Annotated in this window: 19 protein-coding genes; 6 read left to right on the top strand and 13 right to left on the bottom strand. The window is 38.4% G+C overall.

Annotated features, from left to right (window positions below):
• Positions 1-196: 196 nt before the first annotated feature.
• The gene (locus QWY93_RS08075) at positions 197-742 is read right to left on the bottom strand and encodes a 2'-5' RNA ligase family protein (RefSeq protein ID WP_290247683.1); all 546 of its coding nucleotides are present in this window, start codon (positions 740-742) and stop codon (positions 197-199) included.
• 158 nt (positions 743-900) lie between these two features.
• On the opposite strand from QWY93_RS08075, the gene QWY93_RS08070 reads away from it, so the two are divergent.
• Positions 901-1,812 carry a universal stress protein gene (locus tag QWY93_RS08070; RefSeq protein WP_290247681.1) on the top strand — a complete coding sequence of 304 codons (912 nt, stop codon included), beginning with the start codon at positions 901-903 and terminating at the stop codon, positions 1,810-1,812.
• A 257-nt stretch (positions 1,813-2,069) separates the two neighbouring features.
• On the opposite strand, the gene QWY93_RS08065 is transcribed toward QWY93_RS08070, so the two are convergent.
• Positions 2,070-3,440, bottom strand: a complete 1,371-nt coding sequence (locus QWY93_RS08065; RefSeq protein ID WP_290247680.1) for an exopolysaccharide biosynthesis polyprenyl glycosylphosphotransferase — start codon at positions 3,438-3,440, stop codon at positions 2,070-2,072.
• Between the two features lie 211 nt (positions 3,441-3,651).
• Between QWY93_RS08065 and QWY93_RS08060 the strand changes: the two genes are divergently transcribed.
• The 4 genes from QWY93_RS08060 to QWY93_RS08045 all read left to right on the top strand — a co-directional run bounded on the left by QWY93_RS08060 (position 3,652) and on the right by QWY93_RS08045 (position 7,690).
• Positions 3,652-4,323 carry a methyltransferase domain-containing protein gene (locus QWY93_RS08060; RefSeq protein ID WP_290247678.1) on the top strand — a complete coding sequence of 224 codons (672 nt, stop codon included), beginning with the start codon at positions 3,652-3,654 and terminating at the stop codon, positions 4,321-4,323.
• A gap of 544 nt (positions 4,324-4,867) precedes the next feature.
• Positions 4,868-5,095 (top strand): FeoA family protein, encoded by a 228-nt coding sequence (locus QWY93_RS08055; RefSeq protein ID WP_290247676.1) that lies wholly within the window; start codon positions 4,868-4,870, stop codon positions 5,093-5,095.
• Between the two features lie 8 nt (positions 5,096-5,103).
• Positions 5,104-7,236 (top strand): ferrous iron transport protein B, encoded by a 2,133-nt coding sequence (gene feoB / locus QWY93_RS08050; protein WP_290247675.1) that lies wholly within the window; start codon positions 5,104-5,106, stop codon positions 7,234-7,236.
• 313 nt (positions 7,237-7,549) lie between these two features.
• A complete protein-coding gene (locus QWY93_RS08045; RefSeq protein WP_290247674.1) occupies positions 7,550-7,690 on the top strand; it encodes a hypothetical protein in 141 nt (46 codons plus the stop codon).
• A gap of 172 nt (positions 7,691-7,862) precedes the next feature.
• Here QWY93_RS08045 and QWY93_RS08040 read toward each other — a convergent pair whose 3' ends face one another.
• Positions 7,863-8,987: a glycosyltransferase gene (locus QWY93_RS08040; RefSeq protein ID WP_290247673.1), complete on the bottom strand. Its 1,125-nt coding sequence runs from the start codon at positions 8,985-8,987 to the stop codon at positions 7,863-7,865.
• Positions 8,980-10,146, bottom strand: a complete 1,167-nt coding sequence (locus QWY93_RS08035; protein WP_290247672.1) for a glycosyltransferase family 4 protein — start codon at positions 10,144-10,146, stop codon at positions 8,980-8,982. The genes QWY93_RS08040 and QWY93_RS08035 overlap by 8 nt, the downstream gene beginning before the upstream one ends.
• A 317-nt stretch (positions 10,147-10,463) precedes the next feature.
• Here QWY93_RS08035 and QWY93_RS08030 point away from each other — a divergent pair, with 317 nt between their 5' ends.
• Positions 10,464-11,609 (top strand): M57 family metalloprotease, encoded by a 1,146-nt coding sequence (locus QWY93_RS08030; RefSeq protein WP_290247670.1) that lies wholly within the window; start codon positions 10,464-10,466, stop codon positions 11,607-11,609.
• Positions 11,610-11,700: 91 nt separating this feature from the next.
• Here QWY93_RS08030 and QWY93_RS08025 read toward each other — a convergent pair whose 3' ends face one another.
• The 9 genes from QWY93_RS08025 to QWY93_RS07985 form a co-directional block, all read right to left on the bottom strand.
• Positions 11,701-12,807 (bottom strand): glycosyltransferase family 4 protein, encoded by a 1,107-nt coding sequence (locus QWY93_RS08025; protein WP_290247669.1) that lies wholly within the window; start codon positions 12,805-12,807, stop codon positions 11,701-11,703.
• Positions 12,808-12,892: 85 nt separating this feature from the next.
• The gene (locus QWY93_RS08020) at positions 12,893-13,813 is read right to left on the bottom strand and encodes a sulfotransferase family protein (protein WP_290247668.1); all 921 of its coding nucleotides are present in this window, start codon (positions 13,811-13,813) and stop codon (positions 12,893-12,895) included.
• An 11-nt stretch (positions 13,814-13,824) separates the two neighbouring features.
• Positions 13,825-14,436 carry an adenylyl-sulfate kinase gene (gene cysC, locus QWY93_RS08015; RefSeq protein WP_290247666.1) on the bottom strand — a complete coding sequence of 204 codons (612 nt, stop codon included), beginning with the start codon at positions 14,434-14,436 and terminating at the stop codon, positions 13,825-13,827.
• A 6-nt stretch (positions 14,437-14,442) separates the two neighbouring features.
• Positions 14,443-15,852: an O-antigen ligase family protein gene (locus tag QWY93_RS08010; protein ID WP_290247665.1), complete on the bottom strand. Its 1,410-nt coding sequence runs from the start codon at positions 15,850-15,852 to the stop codon at positions 14,443-14,445.
• Between the two features lie 6 nt (positions 15,853-15,858).
• Positions 15,859-16,779: a glycosyltransferase family 2 protein gene (locus QWY93_RS08005; protein WP_290247663.1), complete on the bottom strand. Its 921-nt coding sequence runs from the start codon at positions 16,777-16,779 to the stop codon at positions 15,859-15,861.
• Entirely contained in the window at positions 16,745-18,061 is a 1,317-nt protein-coding gene (locus tag QWY93_RS08000) for an oligosaccharide flippase family protein (RefSeq protein WP_290247662.1), read from the bottom strand. Before QWY93_RS08000 ends, QWY93_RS08005 begins: the two co-directional genes overlap by 35 nt.
• Positions 18,061-19,134 (bottom strand): exopolysaccharide biosynthesis protein, encoded by a 1,074-nt coding sequence (locus tag QWY93_RS07995; RefSeq protein ID WP_290247661.1) that lies wholly within the window; start codon positions 19,132-19,134, stop codon positions 18,061-18,063. The genes QWY93_RS08000 and QWY93_RS07995 overlap by 1 nt, the downstream gene beginning before the upstream one ends.
• Positions 19,134-21,734 carry an SLBB domain-containing protein gene (locus QWY93_RS07990; protein WP_290247660.1) on the bottom strand — a complete coding sequence of 867 codons (2,601 nt, stop codon included), beginning with the start codon at positions 21,732-21,734 and terminating at the stop codon, positions 19,134-19,136. Before QWY93_RS07990 ends, QWY93_RS07995 begins: the two co-directional genes overlap by 1 nt.
• A gap of 187 nt (positions 21,735-21,921) precedes the next feature.
• A complete protein-coding gene (locus QWY93_RS07985; RefSeq protein WP_379945433.1) occupies positions 21,922-22,797 on the bottom strand; it encodes a radical SAM/SPASM domain-containing protein in 876 nt (291 codons plus the stop codon).
• Positions 22,798-23,366: the final 569 nt, after the last annotated feature.

Raw genomic sequence — 23,366 nt, 5'->3', positions numbered from 1 at the left:
AGCATAAAAAAAGGGACCGGAAATGGTCCCTTTTTTTATGGTCAGAACCGATATATTAGACTTGAGCAATGAAAAAGATAGTATAGTAAGGAGTCTTTAGTCGTAAATAATGAATATTAAGCCGTAGATGCCTGAATAAAAAAACCAAGTAAAAAAATGAAAATTGAGAATTTGTATTGATGAATTGCCTTTTCCACTAAAACTCAAACCAATGGTAAATCTCCCACCTGTAATTAATCTTCTTTAAAAGGGCAACCTTGCTAACCTGCATCTCTCCCTTTAATTCATGGCTATTCAAAAGCTCCCAGCATTCATCAAATAATTGGGCTTTCAGATCGCGGTAAACCAAAGTCATATGGGCTTTAAATGCCTTATCGGTAAATTCCTCCTCCAGCTTAAGTGCTTTCCTAGTGTATTCTTTTAAGCTATATTGAAGTTCTACCAATTCCTCGCCATGTTCTACTCGAGCATACATGATCCTCCTACCAAACCTACCAAAGCCATCAATCATAATAGGGAATTCCTGTTGGCCCTTAAAAAAAGGCTCTAACAAATTAAAAAGTTTATCTTCCTTTCTTTCATTCCAAAGAAAGGGCATTTTTATGGTCACATGGGCAGGGGATTTCAGGGCATACTTGGCATTATACTTTTCCTTAACCATTTCCTTCAGCTTAAGGGCATCTTCCTGAATCTTTCCTTCAGGGACTATGGCCATAAAATATTTTTGCATTGATTTACCCATGCATCTTTATTTTAAAATAATTATACCCCAATTGATTCCGTTCAATAACAAAAATATCATTATAAAGCTAAAAAAAGCTCCATATTTATTCAAATTAACTTTTTCAGTTTCTTTTTTACTTTTAAATTGAACCTAGGTCTAAAACCCAAAATATTAAAATGAAAGAAAATAATTCTGCATTAGTCGCACTGGATTTGTCCAAAATGGATGATATCCTTCTAAACAATATCCATAAAATAAGTCAGCTATTGGGGCTTTCTAAAATATACTTCACCCACATTTCCCACCTCCACCCTGTTCCTGAGGATGTTGCTGAGTCTTACCCCAAATTGGCAGTTTCTAAAAAAGAGGACATAAAAAAAGAATTGGAAGCCAAATTGGACAACCTCACTCTCCCCAGTAGTGTGGAATCAAAAATTGTAGTTGAAGAGGGACACCTTTTGGAAACGCTTTTAAAATTACTCAAGTCCAAAAAAGTGGATTATTTGGTAATGGGCAGGAAAAAAGAATTGGAAGGCTCCGGGGCTTTTGCCAAAAAAATTGCCCAAAAGTCTCCCTGTTCTGTATTTTTTGTGCCAGAATCAATAATTAAAACTCAATTTCAAAATTTTCTGGTTCCTATTGATTTTTCCCATCATTCGGAATTGACCCTTAAAAAGATTGAAGGTTTTACCACTGAAAAGGAACCTAGCATTCGTTGCCTTCATGTTTATCATGTGCCTATTGGTTACCACAAAACTGGAAAATCCTATGAGGAATTTTCAGAAATCATGCATAAAAATGCTATCACAGAATATAAAAGTTTTATTAAAAAGAATAAATTCAAGGAATATCCCTGCGATTTTATGTTGAAAGGCAATGACCATAATGCCGATCTTATTTACCAAGATGCCCTAAAGCAAAAAGCAGACCTAATCATCATGGGAAGTCGAGGGAGAAGTGGGTCCGCAGCCATTTTATTGGGTAGTGTGGCAGAAAAGGTAACCTTTATCAACCATGAAATCCCATTATTGATCCTAAAACAAAAAGGGGAAAATATGGGCTTTTTGGAAGCGTTGTTTAAAATTTAGAATTGTGAAATTAGACTTGAGATTTGAAAAACAACGCTTAATGATAAAAATAAGGACATTGAACTTTTGTAAGTTGTCCCGCTGGCCATGCCGCGGGACAATGAATTTTAATACCAGATCCTCCAAGGATTAAAAAACTTAGTCTCAATACAGATCTTCAAGGAACAGGATAAAGTTCCCTAGAAGCATTGGTTTGTGGGCTCAAATCAGAGTTCAAATTAATAGAAAGTTTTTTCCTATATATTTCACCCCTACGATCAGTAGGCATTTTCCCTATTAATAATCAACTCCCGTATAGTTTGGAAAACAATCTTAAGGTCCATCCATAAGTTCCAATTATGTATGTAAAAATGGTCCAACCTTACCCTGGAACGGATTTGATAAGACCTGATGATTTCTCCCCGGTATCCTTTGACTTGCGCCAAACCTGTAATTCCCGGTTTGATTTTGTGCCGGCCATTGTACCTTTCAATTTGATTCTTAAAAGTTTCATTCATGGGAACTGTATGCGGTCTTGGTCCAACTATGGACATATCCCCTTTTAATACGTTCAAAAATTGAGGCATTTCATCCAGCGAGCTGTTCCTTAAGAATGAACCAATCCGGGTTACCCTTGGATCATTCTTGGTGGCTTGACGGGTATCGGCGTAATCATTTGGGGTCATAGACCGGAATTTCAAGCACTTAAACTCTTTGTTGTTTTCACCATTTCTTAATTGCACAAAAAACACAGGCCCTTTTGATTCAAGCCTGATCAAAATGCCAACCAGAGGAATCAACCAACTCAAAATAAAGAGGGTCACAAAAAGAGAAAACATAATATCAAAAGCCCTTTTTATCACCCTGTTATACAAATGATCAAGAGGAATAGCATTGACATTGATGACAAAGAAATCCCCATATTTGGAAAAAGATAGGTTTTTCTCCAGTTGAAGGCTTCCACCGGGAATTACCTTAACCTTGATATAATGTTCATCTGCATAGCGAATAATTTTTTTGATTGTGGGGAGATCTAGTCTTTCATTGATGTATATCAAATTTAGGTTCATACTCTCCACTTCGTTGAAAAAATCAGACAAATTGCCCCGAGTTTCTACACAGGAGCTGGTATCATCATAATAACCTATAAAATTGATCCCAAAATCTTTCCTTTGTTGAAAGACCCTGGCTAATTTAAAGCTTGTGCCCCCTTTTCCAATAATGACTGCATTTCTATAATTCCCCCCTTTTGCACGGTATTGTTTTAGAGAAATATGAACAGCTACCCGATAAAAACTTAACATAATGGCCATTATGGTTCCATTGACCAATAAAAATACCCTGCTCAAATGGTATGCTTGAAATGCTATCCACAAAAAGGCGATCATTGCAAAAAACCATAACAAAGAACCTGAAAGTCGCTGCAAGGTAAAAAAGTAATCTGTTGCCCTCCCTACTTTATAATCCTTCCTAAATGCCACTACCATCACCCACATAAGAAGGTAAACTCCGTAAAGAGACAGATCCATCTTGGGGATATCAATGAAAGATCCTACCAAGAAATGAGAAATGACCAAAGTAAATCCAACAACTGACAAATCCCCAAAAAGAAACATCCATGGGAAATATTTGTAAAATCTTTTTGCCATAAAAATCCATTACATAACTCTATTCGATATCCCCTCAGCAATTTAAATACCAAATCTCAACCAAGGTTCATTTTTGTCCGGACAGAGATACAATTTTTAGCAATTACCTGATTGAATTGTAAAATTATAAAAAATATTTTTTTTCCAGTATTAAATATTGGTTAATAACTTTGTGAAAACTATTTTCCAATTCCTTTAAAATTCTATCACCATGACTTCCCGACTTTCCCGTTTTTTTGCAGCATCTGACCAAAAAGGATCATTGGGAATGAAGTTCAGGGATAAAAGGTTTCGCTTTTTTGAAAATGCCTTTAAGGAAAATTTTGAAGGTAAGAGCCCTATTAAAATATTGGATGTAGGGGGAACTGAAGCATTTTGGAAAGGGAAAAAATTTATCGAGACGGGTGATGTAGAAATTATTTTCCTCAACTTAAAGGAAGAGCCAGTTACTCAGCCCAATATCACAAGCATGGCCGGGGACGCAACCAACCTTTCTCAATTTGGAGATCAATCCATTGATCTTGTATTTTCCAATTCAGTCATTGAACACCTTTATACCTGGCAAAATCAGGTCAAAATGGCCCTGGAAATCCAAAGGGTAGGGAAAAAACATTTTGTCCAAACTCCAAATAAATTCTTTTTCATAGAGCCTCATTACGCTGTCCCTTTTTTCCAATTTATCCCAAAATCTATCCGTTATTTTTTACTTACAAAAACCAAAATCAGCAGGCTTCAAAAATGGGAATCCCAAAGGGCAAAACAATATATAGATGAAATACGGCTATTGTCCCATAATGAAGTTCAAAAGCTATTTCCCTCAAGCAAAATTTACTTGGAAAAACTCATGGGAATGAATAAATCCTTTACGGCTCATAATTTATAGTGCCTGCAGCTAATACAGGAAACGTTTTTGCAAATTTCACCCAGGGTCAGACTTATGCTGACCCCGGGCTAATTTTATTATCCCCCTCCAGGAAATTTTCCACTTTTCAAAAATTCCTTCATTAATTTTTATCACAGGCAAGGGAGTAGATTATTTGATTTGGATTAATCCAAATCAAATAATCAAGGTTTTTCAGGCAGAAGCCTTTAAGGGCTTAAACAATATTAACCCCGGGTTTGTAGCCTGGAGGCTTGGAACAGTGATGTCCTGCTAACCCCCATTAGGGGCTGAACCACACTGAAGATATTTGCAGAATCGCGAATAGTCACCCCCCCATTATCAACAAGGGCAATTCCCCACTTTTATTCACAGAACTTTTGATTTTTTTCACCGATAAGATTTCTGGGTTAACCCCTTGTAAACGTACCCATTAGTTCCTTTAATCTTTTGGAAATCCATTTAAGATTTACCTAAAAAAAGAACGATATTTCCGCATTTTCCGTTAATTTTGCAACAATTTAGATTTAATCTAATTTCACTGGATATGAGGACGGCAGATCAAATAAAAAAAGGGGAAACAGCCATTATCAATAGGGTAACGCCCGATGAATTGACTTTAAACTTAATGGAAATGGGATTTCTTCCCGGAAAAAGAATTTCCCTATTGCAAAAGGCCCCTTTGAAGGATCCCATGGCTTTTAAACTTGAGAACACGGTAATCGCCCTGAGAAAGTCAGAAGCAAAACTCATTGAAGTGATTTTTGAAAAATAAGACCTTTTATGTCTGAAGTAATTACACCCACCCTCCAATCTACCTTTACTGTTGCCCTTATTGGAAATCCTAATGTGGGTAAAACAACCATATTCAACCGTTTGACAGGTTTGCGGCAAAAGGTAGGCAATTACCCTGGAGTTACGGTGGATAAAAGATATGGAAATATCAAATTGGGGGAACAGGAAACTACCTTGGTGGATTTGCCAGGGACTTATAGCATTTACCCCAATTCTGAAGATGAGGTAATTGTACACAGGGTGCTCAATGGACTGGACAAAGAAAACAAACCGGATTTTGTCCTGGCAGTAGTTGACATGTCCAGCATGGAAAGGGGGTTATTTTTAGTCACTCAAATCATGGACCTTGGCCTTCCCATGGCAATTGTCTTAAATATGGAAGATACTGCTCAGGAACAGGGCATCAAGGTAAAAACCCATGAACTCTATAAATCCCTTGGGGTACCCATTATCCAAACAAATGCCAGAAGCAATAAAGGCATTGAAGCTATAGAGGATTTGATCAAGCAACAGTTTTTTTCGGTCCCCGCTCCATTTTTGGATACCCAATACCTTTTGCCGGAAGGCTTGTCAGCTGACATACAAGAGCAGTTTGGGCTGGAAAACAGCTATCAGGCTTATCAATTGATACGGTTTCATGAAAGGGAGCCATTGTTGGATCAATCCCAAAAAGATATTCTAAAAGAAAAAGTGGCCAATTCGACCTTTGACATCAAAAAGGCCCAACTGGAAGAAACCCAACAACGTTATAAAGGAATTCAATATGTTTTGTCGAAGGTTATTGAAAAAACAGATATCGGCAGAAAACACTTTACTGAAAAACTAGACAAAGTACTTTTAAATAGAGTGGGAGGTTATGCCATTTTCCTGGGAATCTTATTGTTGATATTTCAGGCAGTATTTGCCTGGTCTGCAATGCCCATGGATTTGATTGATGGCTTCTTTGCGACTCTCAGCTCAACAGTGGCAAATATCCTCCCAGAGGGAGTTTTGACCGGACTAATAACGGAAGGCATCATTCCCGGAATAGGTGGAGTGGTGATTTTCATTCCCCAAATTGCCCTTTTATTTGGCTTCTTGGCCATTTTGGAGGATACGGGCTATATGTCAAGGGTAGTTTTCTTAATGGATCGCCTTATGCGCCCATTTGGATTGAATGGAAAAAGTGTGGTGCCTTTGATTTCCGGTATTGCATGTGCCATTCCTGGAATCATGGCCACAAGAAATATAGGCAACTGGAAAGACCGCTTGATCACCATTATGGTCACCCCACTGATGAGCTGTTCAGCTAGGCTTCCAGTTTATGTGATCCTAATTGGATTGGCCGTACCAGATAGTTATTGGGGGCCAGTTAATATGCAGGCCATTGCTTTGCTGGGCATGTATTTGTTGGGAATAATAGCAGTATTGATGACTTCCTGGATCCTAAAATTGATCCTAAATTTTAAAGAAAAAAGTTATTTGATGGTGGAAATGCCATTGTACAAGCTGCCCAGATGGAAGGATGTGCTGATCACCATGTATTCCAAATCAAAAACCTTTGTTTTTGCTGCAGGAAAGGTAATCCTGACCATTTCTGTTATTCTATGGGTTTTGGCATCTTATGGTCCCTCCAGCATCCGTGAACAAGCCATTGCAGAGGTCCCCCTTCCCGAAGCCAATGCCCCGGTAGAAGTTCAGGAAAGCTATCAAAGCCAAATCGCATCTGCAGAACTGGAGTCTTCATATATTGGGATAATGGGTAAATTTATCGAACCAGCCATTAGGCCTTTGGGATATGATTGGAAAATAGGCATTGCCCTGATCACTTCATTTGCAGCTAGGGAAGTGTTTGTGTCCACCATAGCCACCCTTTACAGTGTAGGTGCTGATGTAGAAGATGAATTGACCATCCAGGAAAAATTAGATCAACAAGTCCACCCGCAAACAGGAGAAAAAGTATTTAACATAGCAACGGCCTTTTCACTTATCGTTTTCTATGCTTTCGCCATGCAGTGTATGAGTACCCTGGCTGTAGTTTACCGGGAAACAAAAGGTTGGAAATGGCCCCTTATTCAAACAGCCTATATGACCGGTTTGGCTTATGTTTCTGCTTGGGTCGTTTATCAGTGGTTGAGTTAGGAACTTGAATATTTAAATCAAATATTGGGAAAAAATTTTGATCGTTTATGACGCTAAACATTTAGTTCGATTTTAAAAAACATCACTCCGAGGCTTGGGGGTGGGACTGAAAGGAAAACCGTGGGAGTCCTATAATTAGAGGATTGCCACACCCTTTTCCACGCTTTTACCATACGCAAAAGGGTTCGCAGTGACGTTTGATGACATAATTTGGTGTTTTTTTGTCGAACACAGGCTTAAACGTTAGAATAGCATTTATCATTAAACAAAATTACAACAGGCTTTTGGCCTTCGGCTTTAGACATTTAAAACTATGTGGCAAGAAATTATCGTTTGGACATTGTTTGCAGGAATTATAGGCTGGAAAGCTTTCCAATACCTCAGACCCAAAAAATCCAATGCCCTGGATTGTGGCTGTGGGAAATGTGAAGCTGTTAAGCCTGCTAAAAAGTAGAATAAAAAAATATTAATCTTTAATGTTTAAGGGGATTTCAAATCCCCTTTATTTTTTGGTTCGGAATTACAAATTCCGAACAGTTCCATCTGCGCTATGTTGGTGGCTAAGCGGAGTCGAAGCCACCGACTTGGGGTTGTTCGGGTGTTTCTGACTCTGGACTTTTTAAAACCTATCGCTTTGCCAACTCCTCAAAGACCGCTATATACTGGTCGGTCACATGGTCCCAGTTGTACTTTTGGGTCAATCCTGCAGGAGAGTTTTCCCTAAGTTTTTTCATTTCTTCTGGATGCTGTTCCGCCTTGTCGATGATTTGTTTTACATCCTCCCTGTTTTTCTCAAAATACCAGCCAAACTTTCCATTTTGAAGCATTTCCCGGTTGAAGCAGGTATCCAATGCAAGGATAGCACAACTATAGCCAAGGGCCTTTAGCATGGCCGGGTTGGTACCGCCATATTCATGGCCATGAAAATAAGCGTAACAGTTTTGGTATAAAGCAGCCAACTCATGGGGATCCCGGACATAACCGGTAAAAAGCAGCCTTTCATCAGGCAGGTTTTTTAACCTTTCAGCAAAGGCGTCCTTGTAAGGAACATCACCCACCACCACCAATTTCCTTTTGGTGGCAGATTTAGTAAATCCCTCTAAAATAAGATCGGCATTGTTGTCAGGAACAAGACGCCCTACGATCAGGTAATAACCTTCTTTTTCCAGCTTCCACTTATCGATCAGATTTGGATCTGCCCTCAAACTTGGATTAGATCCATAAGCAATGACCTTGGAGGGAGCTTGAAACAATTCCTGATAAATTTTCTGCATTTCATCAGAATCATTGATGATCTGATCATAAAGTTTGGTGGCCATCTTTGAGGCCCAAAAAAAGTATTTTCCTCCCAAACCTTTCCATTTTGGCCTTATCCATTCCAGGCCATCCACATTAATGGCTGTGGGTTTTCCAAAGATCTTAGCGATCAAACCAAATGGCCCATTAGCACTGTTGACCACAAAAATCACATCTGCCCTGGATAGGCAAGCATGGATCATTGAAAAGAAAGAATGGGTCAGTTGGCTCAGGGACTTGGATTCAATACAGGGAATATAGACCAATTTGATACCATTTACCTCAGCAGGTTTTTCCTCAAACAAAGGCTTGTGGCAATATACGGTCAACTCCACCCCCTTCTGGACCAACCTTTCACCCAATTCCTTCACCATGGTTTCATAGCCCCCATAGACATAGGGGTAACCTTTGGTGCCAAGGATTGCGACTCGAAGTGGTTTGTTTTTTTTAATCATTTATTAAATTTGAATGGGAAATTGACCGAAAAATTTCACCCAGGTTTTGGATGTATGAATCAATTGAAAAATGCTGAATTACCCTTTCTTGACCAGTTTTTCCAAATTCCTTTCTTAACTCTTCCTTTTCAATTAATTCATCAAAAGCTTTGGCAGCTACCTTAGGATTGTTCCAGGGGACAAGATATCCTGTTTTACCCTCTAACACCATTTCTGTTGCACCACCATGACGGGTAGCCACAACGGGTTTTCCTGTTGCCATAGCTTCCAAAACAGTAGTGGGTAATGGGTCTGGCAAAATGGAGGGAAGCATAAAGATATCCAGGCCACCCATGATTTCAGGAATATCAGTCCGGTAACCTAAATCCGTCACTTTTTCTTCTAAGCCATTCGATCTGACCTTTTCTTTTATCTCATCATATAAATATTCATAGCCAGAAAACGCATCTCCAACCATAATAAAATGGATATGCTTATGACGGTTGACTAAGTGTTTTGCTACATCTAAAAAGTAGGTTTGACCTTTCCAGAAATGCACCCTAGCTATCATGCCAATTAGGACGGTATCCTGAGAAATTCCAATTTCCTCTTTGAGATTGTATTTTGCTTCCAGAAAAGGTTTGTAATCTATACCGTTGTAAATTACTCTCAATTTATTAGCATCCACTTTTTCAGCATAATTATTTGCTGTTGCTTTTGAAACGCAAAGCACCAAATCCCCCGTTTTTTGAAGAAGATTTTGAATAAATTTCTTGAACCAACTGGGACTTTCTATTATTTCCCGGACATGCCAAATGTGAAGTAGCTTTTTACTTTTTGCTACAAATGCTCCCACCCAAACTGCAGTGGTATTAGAATATACTATCTTAATCTTTTCCTCATCAACGATTCTATTTAACTGTTTATATGCACGATACAAATACTTGGCTCTATTAAACAGCCCGAATAGATGAAAATATTTTCGCCTTATTATTCCTAATTTGATGATTTTGACCATAATTCCTTCTTTTCGGATAGCCTTCGACAATGACCCCTCAGAAGATAAAACTACAATGGGTTGAAAACCATTTTTCTTTAACCCTACTACCGACCTTATTAAACTTCTACTGGCTCCATACAGGTCTGAAGAGCTGTGAAGGACTAAAATGGAATTTATCATTTTTTTAATTTAATTTATGCAATCTTCCTTAACCATGTCATTATAATTATTTAAACACCAAAAAATATATGTTTTTCACAATTTTAATGCTATTGAAACCATTTTTTAATTTTAATTATCTATTTCAGCTATTTATATCTATTTTTAAATGTTTTTCAATCAAAAAAAATTCTTTTATGAAAACTTTAAGTAAAATTTTAACAAGTTGTTTTTGCATTATTTTATGCTTTTCATGTTCGAAGGTAGCTGAAGAAGTACCAAATGATGTTATTTAAGAATCCTCTAAACAAATTAATAACAAATACCTAAACGACTTCTTGGAAAGAAATGGATTTGAAAATGCCGAAGTTCAATTACACAGGGACGGATATTTAATTGATGGTTGTATCTTTATTTCCGAGGAAAACTTGATAGAACGTTTTGAAGCTGTAAACAACACTCCCAAAAAGGGGGGAGAAAATTTACAAACAACAGTAAATAACCTCGTAAATTACACAACTAGTACTCCACGGACTGTTACTTTCAAATTTCATAGCTCAGTTCCATTATCTACATCTGAAATCTTTTGGAGAGATGCTATCAGGGAAGCAATGATAGAATGGAGCAATGTCAAAAACTTTGCACTTACGTTTGAGGAAACTCTAAGTTCTAACCCCGAAATAACATTTTATGGGGCCAATTTAGGAGGAGCAGTAGCTGAAGCCTCTTGGCCTAGTTCTGGGGATCCTGGATCTAGAATTACAGTCAATACAAGCTACAACACAACATTCTCTTTGAATCAATTAAAATTTGTAATGGCTCACGAAATCGGCCATACGTTAGGATTCAGGCATACCAATTGGGAACAAGATGGAGAGTCTATTAATAATCCGGCAACCGGAATGTATGGTGCTAACCTCGTGTCTGGAACATGGAATGACGATCCCTATTCAATAATGAATTCAGGAAAATATTATCCATATGTTCCCACTTGGAATGGTTTTGGTTTTTTAGACATCCTCGCATTTAGAACGATATATCCACTAGACGGAAACCAAAAACCATTTTATGTTTACAGGAGGTTGACTAACAAAGGATATTATTGGACAAATGATTGGTCTGAATATGGTAATTATACTTATGAAAGTTCAACTTCAACTGGATATGAATACATAGGTTACAATGGTTTTATTTATGATACACAAATCTCTGGTACAGTTCCTATTTATTTATACTATAGCCCTGGATCGGATTGGTATTACAAAAGCAAAGACCCAACTATTGATACTGCTTTTCCAGGGTGGAATAAAATAAAAATCATTGGTTATGCATTTGCCTCAGGGGGAACTGGAAGGCAACCGGTCTATGAATTTTACAACCCGTCTAAAGGATTCTTTTTTACATTAAATTCGGACAATAATTTAACTTCTGGCCCAAATTGGTCAAATAGTGGAGTTGCTTTCTATGTTAATTCCATAGAATAAATTGAAGATAACTAAAGTCCCCTTAATGGGGGCTTATTTTGTTTATTAAACCTTCTATTAATTAACTTGGTTTTACTGGTTTAGCTATAGCTTATCCAATATTTTTCTTAATCTCATTAATAGTTTTCTCCCACTGAAAACCTCTTATCTTTTCTTTCTGACCAATTTGAAACTTATCAGTTTCCAATTCACTCAAGTTTGAAATTCTTTTTAATTTATCGGCAATATCATCAACATCATTAGGGTCAAAGAGTAAACCTCCATTTCCTATTACTTCAGGCAAAGCCCCCCTATTTGAAGCAGCTACTGGTAATGAAAAGTGATAGGCTTCTATTACTGGTATGCCAAATCCCTCGTACAATGAAGGGAATACATATGCACTTGCTCTACTATACAAAGTGAAAAGTTCCTCATCAGTTACATATCCCGTTAAAATAACCTTATCATTGAGGTTTAACCTAGAAATAGTGCTAACTATGTTCTTATAATCGTCCGAAAAAATTTTAGGCGGTCGCTGACCAACAAGAACTAATTTAAGATTTCGATCTATGATCTTGGAAAATGCTTCTATGAGTTTTACCAGATTTTTTCTTTTTTCCATCACACCCACATGAAGCAAAAATTTTTCCCCTTCCTTTATTCCATAATTTTCTATATTAACCAATGGCTTAGGTGAAAGGAGAGACCTTTTCGGCCCTAAGGGTATAACTTTGACTTTTGATGGAGCAAAATTAAATAAAGCTATTAATCTTTCCTTTGAAAATTCTGAAACTGTAAATATGGCTTTTGCTCTTTTTGCTGCGAGAACAGCCATTTTCGTGAAAAAAAACCGCCAATATTTATTATAATGTTGAGGTAGCTCCCAAATATTACAGCCGTGAAAAATTGGGAAAGCCTTAATACCTTTTGGCAAAAAATAGGGAACCACATAATCATTGCAAATTAAAACATCACATTGATTTTTCTTAACACTTAAGGGAAGTTGGACTTCTTTCCACCAAAAAAAGCGAATATGTTCTACCGCTTTTTCAATTTTAGTTCTTGGGGGTGAAAAAGCTTTGGGTCTTATTTCTACCACTTCCACTTCATGGTCTTTCTTAAAACCATTAATGACTTCTTCCAGTACAGTCCGTGTTCCTGTCTTGGCCAGAAAAAGATCGCGGGTATCAATGGCTATTCTAATTTTTTTAATTGACATTAATATCCCTTTAAAGTCTATACTTGGGTGAATAATATCGCATTTTCCTTCATTTAAGCCCTTAAGTATTTATCTTTTCGCAACATTAAATATTAAGGTTAAAGGAAATACCCCAATCCTTTTTTAATTGCTTTAAATCATCCTGATAAAACTGGATTAAATATTCCCAGCCCTTCTCATCCAAAACAAGATCTTTTCTATACCCATCCTGATAAGTACTTTTCTTGATTTTATTCTTAAGCCCTTCCGGAATCAACCCAATCATTTTTTGTATTACTTTATTATCCTTTAATTTGGATATGAAAACATATTTTGGAGATTGAGTTTGATTGTGCTTTTTTCCAAAATCAATATCAGTCAACCTCCTATTATCCACTTCCAGGAACTCAAAAATATTTTTCAGCCCATTTTCTATATCCTGAATAAAATCCTCAAAGCGGATAACCATAATTTGTTCCTTTGAAAATAATTCTCGAAACCTTTCCAATTGCTGATGATAAAGTCCAAGTTCCATATACAAATGGCTTTTATTCCAACCCTTTTGGGAGTCTGGCATTTCAAAATCTTCTTTTAAAGCATCATAAAAGTTCCTTTTTTCCTGGTAACCGGCATGCACATCCATTTGATAATGGGAAAATGCCCGCTTTATAGGATCCCTAAGCAAGACAATAAGCTTAGCCTGGGGATTGAAGTCATAAATCTTCCGGGCAGCCTCCGGGTCCCATAAATAAGAAGGGCTGGATTCCCCTTTGTATTTACTTTTTTGACCATCCCTAAACAGGTTGAGGTACTCGTCTTTTTCCTTAATCACCCAGGTATGATATTCTTTTTCAGGTGAAAATTCCTCCTTATAATCATATAGGGTATTTTCTACCTGGGCAAAAAAATGGGGTTCTTTGACCCTTGCCATAAATATTTCCGGATGTTGGGCAAGGTATTCATGTAAAGAAGTGGTACCGCATTTTGCAGCACCTATTATAAAAAGGTTTGGAATCATTTTTTCCATTTAAAGGGGCATTAAGCTATCCAAGTGATTTTTTCTTTGATGGAACCTATAATTTTATCCAGGCATTCTTCTTTGGACCAATCGGAAGTGGGAAGCTGCAAAAATGGTTTTTGTGGTGCTTCATAGGGTGCATCGATTCCGGTAAAATTCTTGATCAGGCCTTTTCTGGCTTTTTGATACAGGCCTTTGACATCCCTTTCCTCACATTCCTCCAATGGACAATCCACAAATATCTCCAGGAACCTATCCTCACCAACCAACTCTTTGATCATTTCCCTTTCTTTCCGGTAGGGTGAAATAAAAGCAGCCACCACTATCAGTCCTGCTTCCATCATTAGCTTGGCCACTTCAGCAATTCTCCTTAGGTTTTCGTTCCTATCTTCCTTTTCAAAACCAAGGTCTTTATTGAGTCCCTTTCGGATATTGTCCCCATCCAAAAGGAAAGTATGGTAACCATTTTGGAAAAGCCGCTGTTCTGTTCCATTGGCAAGGGTGGACTTTCCGGATCCGGATAATCCGGTGAACCATATCAACAAAGGTTTTTGGTTCAACCTTTTTTGCCGGTCTATGGGTTTAATTTTAAAATCCTGATGAAAAACGTTATTTACTTGATTTTTGCTCATAATAATTTAATGCTGAAGGACCATTGAATTAGGAGGATCGGTTTCTGCTAGCTGAATTTGATGATATTCCCGGACACTAAAACCAATCATCCACCAGGTCAACCAGGAAACATAGGCGTAAATCTCGGCATTAGATGTAAAAAGCGGGAGTAATAAACCCACCTTTACAGTGCCTGCCAAAAATGCTATTCTAGCTGCATGGGTATTTTTTGTTCTACGAAAAACTTTAATTGCCGTTTTGATCCCTAATCCTAATATGAGAATATATAATATCATCCCCAGAACCCCTAATTGCACCCCAAAGACCAAAAATTGATTTTCTCCTCCTATCCTGAGTTCATCAGTTACACTACTCATATTACCACTCATGGCCAATCCAGTCCCCCAAGGAGCAATGATTATTTGATTTATGGCTTCCAACCAAGCAATCACATGACCTATACTTGAGGAGTTTTGGAAAGTAAGGGTGTCAATAACAAAATAATAAAATTCTTTCGGGGCAATAAAAACAACATAAATCACAAAGATAGTTAACAAGCTCACCCCCAATTTGATCAATCCGTAGAGCCTAAAAATTAACGCAATAAAGAACAGCATTACAAAAAAAGAAACAAATGATGACCGGGAAGCTGCAAAAACTAAACTGCCTGTAGCAGCTAACATTACGAGAATAAAAATAAATGATTGTTCCCTTCGGGAGGTCAAATATCCTATTAAACCAACTGAAAACCCCAAAAGACATGCACTAGCCATTTCAAGTGGGGTTGAGAAAAAAGATGCTAAACGCATACCCATGGTTTGGGTTTCAAAAGTCCAGGATAGTCCATAATTCCCTGAAGGTTCAATATCATTTATTGCAAGGTTGTAATCAGCATAACCAGTGATTTGCTGAAAATGCAAACCCATAATTTTTTCCAGGATGCTTAAGCCAAATGCAGCCACCGCAATTCCCATTATTATGTTGAAAAATTGCCTAAACTCATTCGGATTAAACCGGGTGTTTCTTCCAAAAAAATACAACAAGCCCATCATTAGAATATTTTTCATATATACCAGCTTGCTAATAAAACCTGCCTCCCCGATAGGCAAAATCAAAAACACCAGACAAAGTCCATAAAACATTAAGAAAAGTTTGTCCACCCAATGAAACCTAAAAGGATAATCAAAAATATTTTTTTGATAAAAAATAAATGAAATGATTCCCAAAAAAACCACAAACTCTTTCAACACTTTAAAGACATTGACAAGGATTGGCGAACCTGTTGCCTGATAGACAATGCTCAGCGAAGTGGTATAAAAAGGCAGGTAAAGGGCCATAAAATAAATCACCCATTCCCATTTCCCTTCAAAAACTATTTTTCTGACAGTAATCGAAAGTAAAACCGTAACCCCTATGACAACTATGGCGAATAACAAGGTCTTTTATTTTAGTTGATTTTCAGATTGGCAGTTCATACTTATTCCATCCCTGATCCCACGGAAAATAGCCTTCAGTTTCTTAGGCCGGTTCCTTAGGATAAAATAAGCACCATAGGCAAATAATTTCCCCAATTGAAAAGGCCATGCAAACAAAATATGGGGAAATCCAAGGTGATTTCTGATCTGAAAAAGTTGGTTACGGGCATTCAGGTAATGGGCTTTGGGATTTAGAAAACCTTCCTTGCCTTTTTTCTTGGTTTTGGAGGATCCTGCTGCCTCATGATAGATAATGGAACCAGGAACCACCTGCAATGAAAACCCTGCTTTCCTCATCCTAAGTGACCAATCCACATCCTCAAAATAAGCAAAGTACCGGTCATTAAGCACTCCAACCTTCCGGATCACCTCAGTTCTCACCATGATACAACAACCGGTGATCCAATCTGTATAATATGGAAATTGGTAATTGGGAGCTTGTTTTATAGAAATAGAAGCTCCGGTCCAGGAATTAAACCTTCCTCCACCATTCCAAAGCTTTTCCCGCTCGTTGAGAAAATACATGAGAGGTTGAACTGCTCCCAATTGGGAATCCTTCTCCAAGGTCTGATAAAGGGGTTCTAAAAATCTTTTTTCAACTAAAGTGTCATTATTTAGCAACATGACATAGTCAAATCCTTTCTGGAGGGCATATTGGATGGCCACATTATTCCCTCCTGTAAAGCCCAGGTTTTTTTTATTCTTTAGAATAGTAATATCTTCAAATTCATTTTTGATTTTATCCAAAGAGCCATCAATGGAAGCATTGTCCACAAGGATAATTTCGAACTCCTTAAAAGTCACCTCTTCTAAAGACTTCAAACAGGCCCTGGTAAAATCATACCCGTTCCAATTAAGAATGATAATCGCGACCGAATGCTTTTGCATAGAAGGTTTTAAACAGAACAGGTTTGGTTTGGCGAAGTAATAGGGAACAGGTAATGAATATCACCAATTCGGTGGACAACATGGCGATAGCCAGTCCTTTTCCACCCAACCAGGAAGTTAAGGATACTGCCACAATTACCATATAAATACAAAAGGTCCATGAGGACTTAAACAATATCTTCTTCTGATTGGCCACCAGGATCATGATCATATTAGCTATATTCATCGTGGCAAAAAGAGGCACAAAGGCCAAAATTCTTAAAAAAACCACGGATGCTGCCATATCACTTTTTGACAAAACTTTAATAATAAACGGAGCCAATAAATTGGTCAACAAGCCCACAAATAAGGCCAAGAACACCGCTCCCCGATACACCTTGACAAGAAAGCCATAAAACCTTTCCAGGTCATTTTGATAAAGTTTGCTGGCATTGGGATAAATGGCCCCGATCATCATAGAAGGAAGCATTCTCAGCATAAGGGAAACCCTTTCCGCTAAACTATACATTCCCAACATAGATGCAGGAGCAAAAAAGCTAAGGATAACTATTCCCCCATTAACTGAAATATGATTGGCCAGGTTGGACAGGAACAAATACACATTGCTCTTCCAGGTCTTAGTAATCTTAGAGAATTGGGGCAAATAAAACTTTACCCCTAACTCATAATGGACATAGGTTAAAAGCAATAAATTGATGGTAAATGCTGCCCCTCCAAAAAAGAAGTTGACCAATTTAGCATCTTCCGGGCCATTGATAAATAGGACAATGCCCATCAGATAAAGTAATTTGCTGAACACATTGGCTACAGAGACCAAGCGCATCCTTTCCATGCCCTGAAAAAACCAAACAGGCAAAGTGGCTTCAGAAAAAAGCATCAAAATAGAAAAAGTAAGAATTGCCCGGTACTCAGGGAATAGGCCAAAACCAAAAACCGACAATAACAAAGCCATTGAGGCAATCAATGCCAAAACAAGCTTGCTGGAGATGATTTGGGAAAGGACCTGGGAAAGGGCTTTTTTATTCTTTTGATTCAGGGCAATTTCCCTTGGCCCACTCAAGTTGAACCCAAAGCCAACAAATACATTGGCAATCAAAATGACGGAAAGGGCCAAACTCACCAATCCAAACCGATCCACCCCAATGGCTTGTATCAGCAAGGGCATGGCCATCAATGAAATGAGGATATTGGAGGCCTGGATGATTAATAAAAAAATGAAATTCTGGGTGGATTTGTGCCTGAGTATATGTGAAAAAGGTATTGAAGTGAGCCTTTCAAACATTATCCCTCCTGCACTTTAACATTGGTTTGATAAAGACGGGAAATATATAAGAAAAGCACAGCCAAAATAAAAGCAATAACTCCTCCCATAAATACCCCCACATACCATTTTAATTTTGACTGGGTAAGTGGATACCTGGGATCATCAATAATCTGTATCAAAGGGGTGCTATTTCGATGATTGATCTTGGCTATCTCCAGGTTCTTGACAATTTCTGAATAGGCACTACTGGCTACCTGGATGTCCATTTGTTTGCTTTTTGCCTCAACGGAGGCTTTTTGCATGAGCGGATTAGGATTGGGCCGATCATCCTGTATTCCGGCATATTCTATCAAGTTTTTATCCAATACTTTTCTAACACTATCTGCTTGGTGCTGGAGAATGGCTAAATTTTCAGCGGTCTTTTTGGTTTTGGTTTCGTAATAAAAGGCATTTACATTTTCTACCAATTTTTCATTATAGACCTTGGCAAAACGTTCATCTTTGGAGGTCAATGCTACCTTAATAATGCTCAACTTCCTGTCCGGTTTGCTGACTGCAAGTTGTTCTTCTCTAATGGTCTTCGCCAAAGCCTTCATCACACTATCTTGTTCCACAGAAAAATCTTTCCGGTTTTGATCAAAATCCAAATGGGAAAAATCAACCTTATCCGACCATTTCTCATCCAATTTGTGGAAACTTACAAATCGGTCAACTAAAAGGCCTTCTCCTTCAAATGGACTTAGCAAAGTCTTTATCAGCATATTGTCTGAGCGATAAAGTTCCATGATATTATCGCCCTGAAATAATCCACTGCTACTGCCCAGTGAACCTAGATTTACACCTGCCAAACTTGCCAAACCCGATAATCCCCCCATACCTGCAGCATCTGACTCCTCTAACACAAAAGTGGTTTCAGCAGTATATTTTGGCTTTTTAATCCAGGAGGCCATCAAACCCAAAGCTGCTCCAGCTGCAATGGCAATGGCCAAAAACCTCCATTTGCTTTTAAAGAATTTTAACCATCCCTCAAAACGCAGGATCAGCTCTCTAAATGTTATTTTATCATCGATGATATGTTTCTGATCTGCCATTAGTTTCCGTTAATTTGAGAAATCACCAATACCAAGGTGGCCAAACCCGATGTTAAGCCAACCAATTCTCCGATTTTAAGAGGAATCCGTGGCCCTTTGGAGGGAACGATCACCTCTGACCCTGGTTCCACCCGAGGATAGGATTTCAAAAACAAAAAGCTTTTTGTCCTTGCCACCTCCCCATTGGCATAAACTACATAGGTTTTTCTTCGCTTGGCCCTATTATCAAACCCTCCTGCACGGTCAATATAATATTTTAAAGAGCGTTTGTTCTCATACCGCACGGTGGTTGGGTAAATCACATCTCCCCTTAACCTAACCGTTTGAAGTTGCTTGGGTACACTGATAATGTCTCCCTCTTCCAAAATCAAGTCATATTTGGAACCGGGCTGTTCCAAAATGGCCTCCAAATCTATGGCAATGGCCTCTGTTTCTTCTATCTTAATTGCGGTCTGCTGCTCTTCCTGACTAATATCCTGAAGCGTTTCTTTTTTGGTTTTGGTGATCAAATCATTCTTTTGCTGTTCCGCAGCCAAACCGCCCGTTTCCTGTGCCAACCGCTTTTTCAGGTCTGCCTGTGCCTCTGAAGGATCTGCCGCCTCATTTTCCAAACGCTCCAAAAGCTGCTGCATATTTTTCTGTCGCCTCGCTTTTTCAGATTCTGTATTATAATATTCCGTCCTTCTTATCAAGGTTGCACCTTTTGGATAGGCATAGCCTGTCAATCCCCCAGCCCGCCTGATCACTTCTGAAATCCGCTCTTCTGCCCCTTTAAGGGCAAACTCTCCAGGCGCTTTGACCTGCCCCTCCACTTTCACAATTCGCTCCATGGCAAAATTGGGCTTGCGCCGTACAATTACATTATCAAAAGGTCTTAATGTTTCTGATTCACCATTAAGGCTTAAATCATTGCTGACATGGGCAGAAACTAGCTTGGCCGTTTCACCATTTCCCTGATCCCTAACTCTCCTGGCTATTTCAATATCATCAATAGAGGCGGATTCTTTAAGTCCGCCAGCATTCAAAATCAAGTCCTCAACGGTCATATCAGCAGAATAAGAATAAATACCCGGTTCCCTTACTTCGCCGGAAATCTTCAAATAGTATTCGTCCTTCAGGTCATATATGGAGGCAATTTTTACAATATCATCAGGTTTTAATTGGACATCGCTTTCCCCGGAAATCACATTTTTAAGATCCACTTGAATCACGGAAGTTGACAGATCCTCCCTGGTACGTACAATGCTTGCTCGCTCCAAATAGGCATCCCCCTTTAGGCCTTCTGCTTTTTCAATAAGCTTGGAAAGTGAAAGCCCATCTGTCAAAGCATAATTACCCTCCCTAAATACAGCCCCTTTGATTTGAACCCGGTTTTTGTACCTGTTCAACACGGTTCCAACCTTATATTGATCGCCCCCTTTTACAGTAAAAATCCCAAATTGACCATTAAATACATCTGAAACGGCCTTTTCTTTATCGGTATACCTGATGACACTGACTTTTTCCTTGAATGCATTATCCGAAAAACCTCCTGCATAATTCAACACATCCTCAAAAGTCTCCCCCTCTTTCACCTCAAAAATCAATGGCCGCTTCACAGCGCCTTCTAGCTTTACTCTTCCTTGATAAGGCTCGACCAAAACAACATCCTGATCCTGCAACTGGAATCCCATATTAGCCTTTCCGTTCACCAAAAAGTCATAAGCATCCACTGTGGCTACTTGCTTATTGTTCCTAATAACTTTTATGTTACGCATGGTTCCATTCACATTAGGTCCCCCTGCTGCATACAAAGCATTAAAAACGGTACTGAAAGCACTTAGCGTAAAAGTGCCTGGCAACCGGAGCTCTCCTACCAGATGGACTTTTATGCTTCTGATATTCCCCAGAGACACCTCCATAAAGGTGTTGGGGTCTGGCCCGTTCATCTCTGCATAAAACTGGGAAAGCCTTGTCTTAATGACCTTGGAAGCCTCACTTATGGATAAGCCTGATACACTTATAGGGCCTATATGTGCCAAAATTATTTTACCCTCCGAAGTTACGGTGGATTCATAATAATTTTCAGAAGCTCCATAAACATCCACATAAACCAAATCACCTGGACCTAATACGTAACTTTCAGGAGTGGCTATGTTCAGACTGGGTTCAAAAGTTAGCTTGCGTTCTTTTTGGTAAAAAAGGTCAAGACCAAAATACAACTGCAAATCTTTCCTCTCTTCTATTTCTTCTTGATTGGTCAAAACCCCATCCAAAATCTCATTGAGATTCATTTGTTGTCTGGGTTCCCGCTTGGAAGGAACAGCACCGCTCTTCATCGTAGTAGAAGAAGCCTCCAACTTATCTATTCTTTCCATTAGCTTTTCCAATTCCACATTGGACATCCCTTTTGCCCTGGCCATTTCTACCAACTCAGATTTACTGATACCAGAATTGGCCGCTCTATCCAAAAGGGTTCTAAGCTGGGCATCCGAAAGTTCATCAACTTTGATGGTGGAAACATCTGGAATGGTTTGGGCCGCTAGTTGAGGCTCATTACCAAAAAACATTACCAAACTAAATACAACAAGGGGTAATGCAGACTTCAAAAGTTTTATCATTATTATGTTTTCTTTTCTTCGTTTGAACGCAGGGGATACAGCTCCGCCACATGACTCCCATGAGCCTTTCTCCAATAATTTTTCCTAAAATAAATTGAGAGTGCGGAAAAATCCCCGTAAAGATAATTAATCCCCAATAGAGCTACCTCATCTTTAAAATTTATTCCCAAGATTATCATTTTCACAATTACTCTGAACAGTTTTTACAAATGTCTATTTGCTTTCGGTCTGAAAGTAATTGTTTTCTGAAACGTTGATATTGGGGTTGCTTCCAAACCTGTTTCATTGGAGTAGATTTAAGGTTTCCCATTATATGCCTTGCATCTTTGTCAAAGCAGCAAGGCACCACCTTACCATCCCAAGTAACCACAGCCCCTTGCCACATTCTCCAGCATTTGTTTCGAATTTCCTTTTTTAGCTTCCATTTTCCATCACCGACAGGGATATACCGGGAATATTTCTGATTGTTGGGAATCAGCTCTGACCCATTCTCATAGCCATAGATTTGAGCGGTTTTTAGCTGCAACTCATCCACCTGCAATTTTTTGGCCATTTCCTTAACCGCAGGGATTTCTTGCTCATTTTTTCCGGTCACTAAAAACTGAAAAATTACTTGAGGAAATTGCAAGCCTCTGGCATTTCTTTCCTTGATTAACTGATCAATACCCTTGTTAACCCTTTCAAGGTTTCCTCCAACCCGGTAAGTTTTATATACATTCTGAGTTGCACCATCAACGGAAACAATCATCTGTTTGAGCCCGGATTCCAAAATCCTGGGAATGGTTTTATCATTCAAAAAATGGGCATTAGTGGAAGTGGCTGTAAAAATTTTGTGCTGATCCGCCAATTTAACCAGATCCAAAAATTCTGGATGCAGAAAGGGTTCCCCTTGGAAATAAAGGTGCAAATATGACAAATGAGGAGCAGCTTCCCTGATAATTTTTTCGTATAAATCCCTTTTCAACATCCCAGTGGCACGAGTAAAACTTCTTAAACCCGAGGGACACTCAGGACAACGCAGATTACAACTAGTGGTAGGCTCTACAGAAAGTGCAGTGGGCAAACCCCAAATTTTTGGCCTTTTGAAAAGCCTTGATAGATAAAAGGAGACCAATAAAAGGAAAATGTTCCAGACCTTTTTCAAGGTGAGATAGCGCAAATATGCGATTCCTAGAGTCAATTTTCCCTGCATTAATTATAAATATAGGTTAGCAAAAGTTAAAAATGGATTTTCCTCAAATATAAAGAGCTAAAATAAGGAAGATCGACCAAGAGTATCAAGCCTCATTCCCAAGAATTGGGAAATAAATAGTATAGAAAAAACTATGGCTTTTACCAAAAATAGATTTCCAATTAGTAAATCATAGCTTTTAGGGCTTTGCTAGATTTAAAAAGCCACCTTTTACAGCTAAACCCCATACGATAAGGTTCAAAAATAATAGAATAGAAAACTCTTCTAAAGCAATTTCCAGAATTTCAAAATCAATTTATTAAATATTCAACACCGGAAATGTCGGATACTAAAAAGGAAATATAATAGCCATATAATTTTTTCCATTGCTATACTTTTTTTCATTCATCCAGGCTCATAGCTTTTCCCCAATACACCTGAATCCCCAACAGGCTTTTAGC

It is taken from the genome of Echinicola jeungdonensis, from assembly GCF_030409905.1.
Lineage (GTDB): Bacteria > Bacteroidota > Bacteroidia > Cytophagales > Cyclobacteriaceae > Echinicola > Echinicola jeungdonensis.
This window is presented reverse-complemented; position numbering and strand designations above follow the sequence as displayed.

Coding starts and splice junctions, on each gene's coding strand:
- QWY93_RS08075 (WP_290247683.1), bottom strand. CDS start 742: ATGGGTAAATCAATGCAAAAATATTTTATGGCCATAGTCCCTGAAGGA.
- QWY93_RS08070 (WP_290247681.1), top strand. CDS start 901: ATGAAAGAAAATAATTCTGCATTAGTCGCACTGGATTTGTCCAAAATG.
- QWY93_RS08065 (WP_290247680.1), bottom strand. CDS start 3,440: ATGGCAAAAAGATTTTACAAATATTTCCCATGGATGTTTCTTTTTGGG.
- QWY93_RS08060 (WP_290247678.1), top strand. CDS start 3,652: ATGACTTCCCGACTTTCCCGTTTTTTTGCAGCATCTGACCAAAAAGGA.
- QWY93_RS08055 (WP_290247676.1), top strand. CDS start 4,868: ATGAGGACGGCAGATCAAATAAAAAAAGGGGAAACAGCCATTATCAAT.
- feoB (WP_290247675.1), top strand. CDS start 5,104: ATGTCTGAAGTAATTACACCCACCCTCCAATCTACCTTTACTGTTGCC.
- QWY93_RS08045 (WP_290247674.1), top strand. CDS start 7,550: ATGTGGCAAGAAATTATCGTTTGGACATTGTTTGCAGGAATTATAGGC.
- QWY93_RS08040 (WP_290247673.1), bottom strand. CDS start 8,987: ATGATTAAAAAAAACAAACCACTTCGAGTCGCAATCCTTGGCACCAAA.
- QWY93_RS08035 (WP_290247672.1), bottom strand. CDS start 10,146: ATGATAAATTCCATTTTAGTCCTTCACAGCTCTTCAGACCTGTATGGA.
- QWY93_RS08025 (WP_290247669.1), bottom strand. CDS start 12,807: ATGTCAATTAAAAAAATTAGAATAGCCATTGATACCCGCGATCTTTTT.
- QWY93_RS08020 (WP_290247668.1), bottom strand. CDS start 13,813: ATGGAAAAAATGATTCCAAACCTTTTTATAATAGGTGCTGCAAAATGC.
- cysC (WP_290247666.1), bottom strand. CDS start 14,436: ATGAGCAAAAATCAAGTAAATAACGTTTTTCATCAGGATTTTAAAATT.
- QWY93_RS08005 (WP_290247663.1), bottom strand. CDS start 16,779: ATGCAAAAGCATTCGGTCGCGATTATCATTCTTAATTGGAACGGGTAT.
- QWY93_RS08000 (WP_290247662.1), bottom strand. CDS start 18,061: ATGTTTGAAAGGCTCACTTCAATACCTTTTTCACATATACTCAGGCAC.
- QWY93_RS07995 (WP_290247661.1), bottom strand. CDS start 19,134: ATGGCAGATCAGAAACATATCATCGATGATAAAATAACATTTAGAGAG.
- QWY93_RS07990 (WP_290247660.1), bottom strand. CDS start 21,734: ATGATAAAACTTTTGAAGTCTGCATTACCCCTTGTTGTATTTAGTTTG.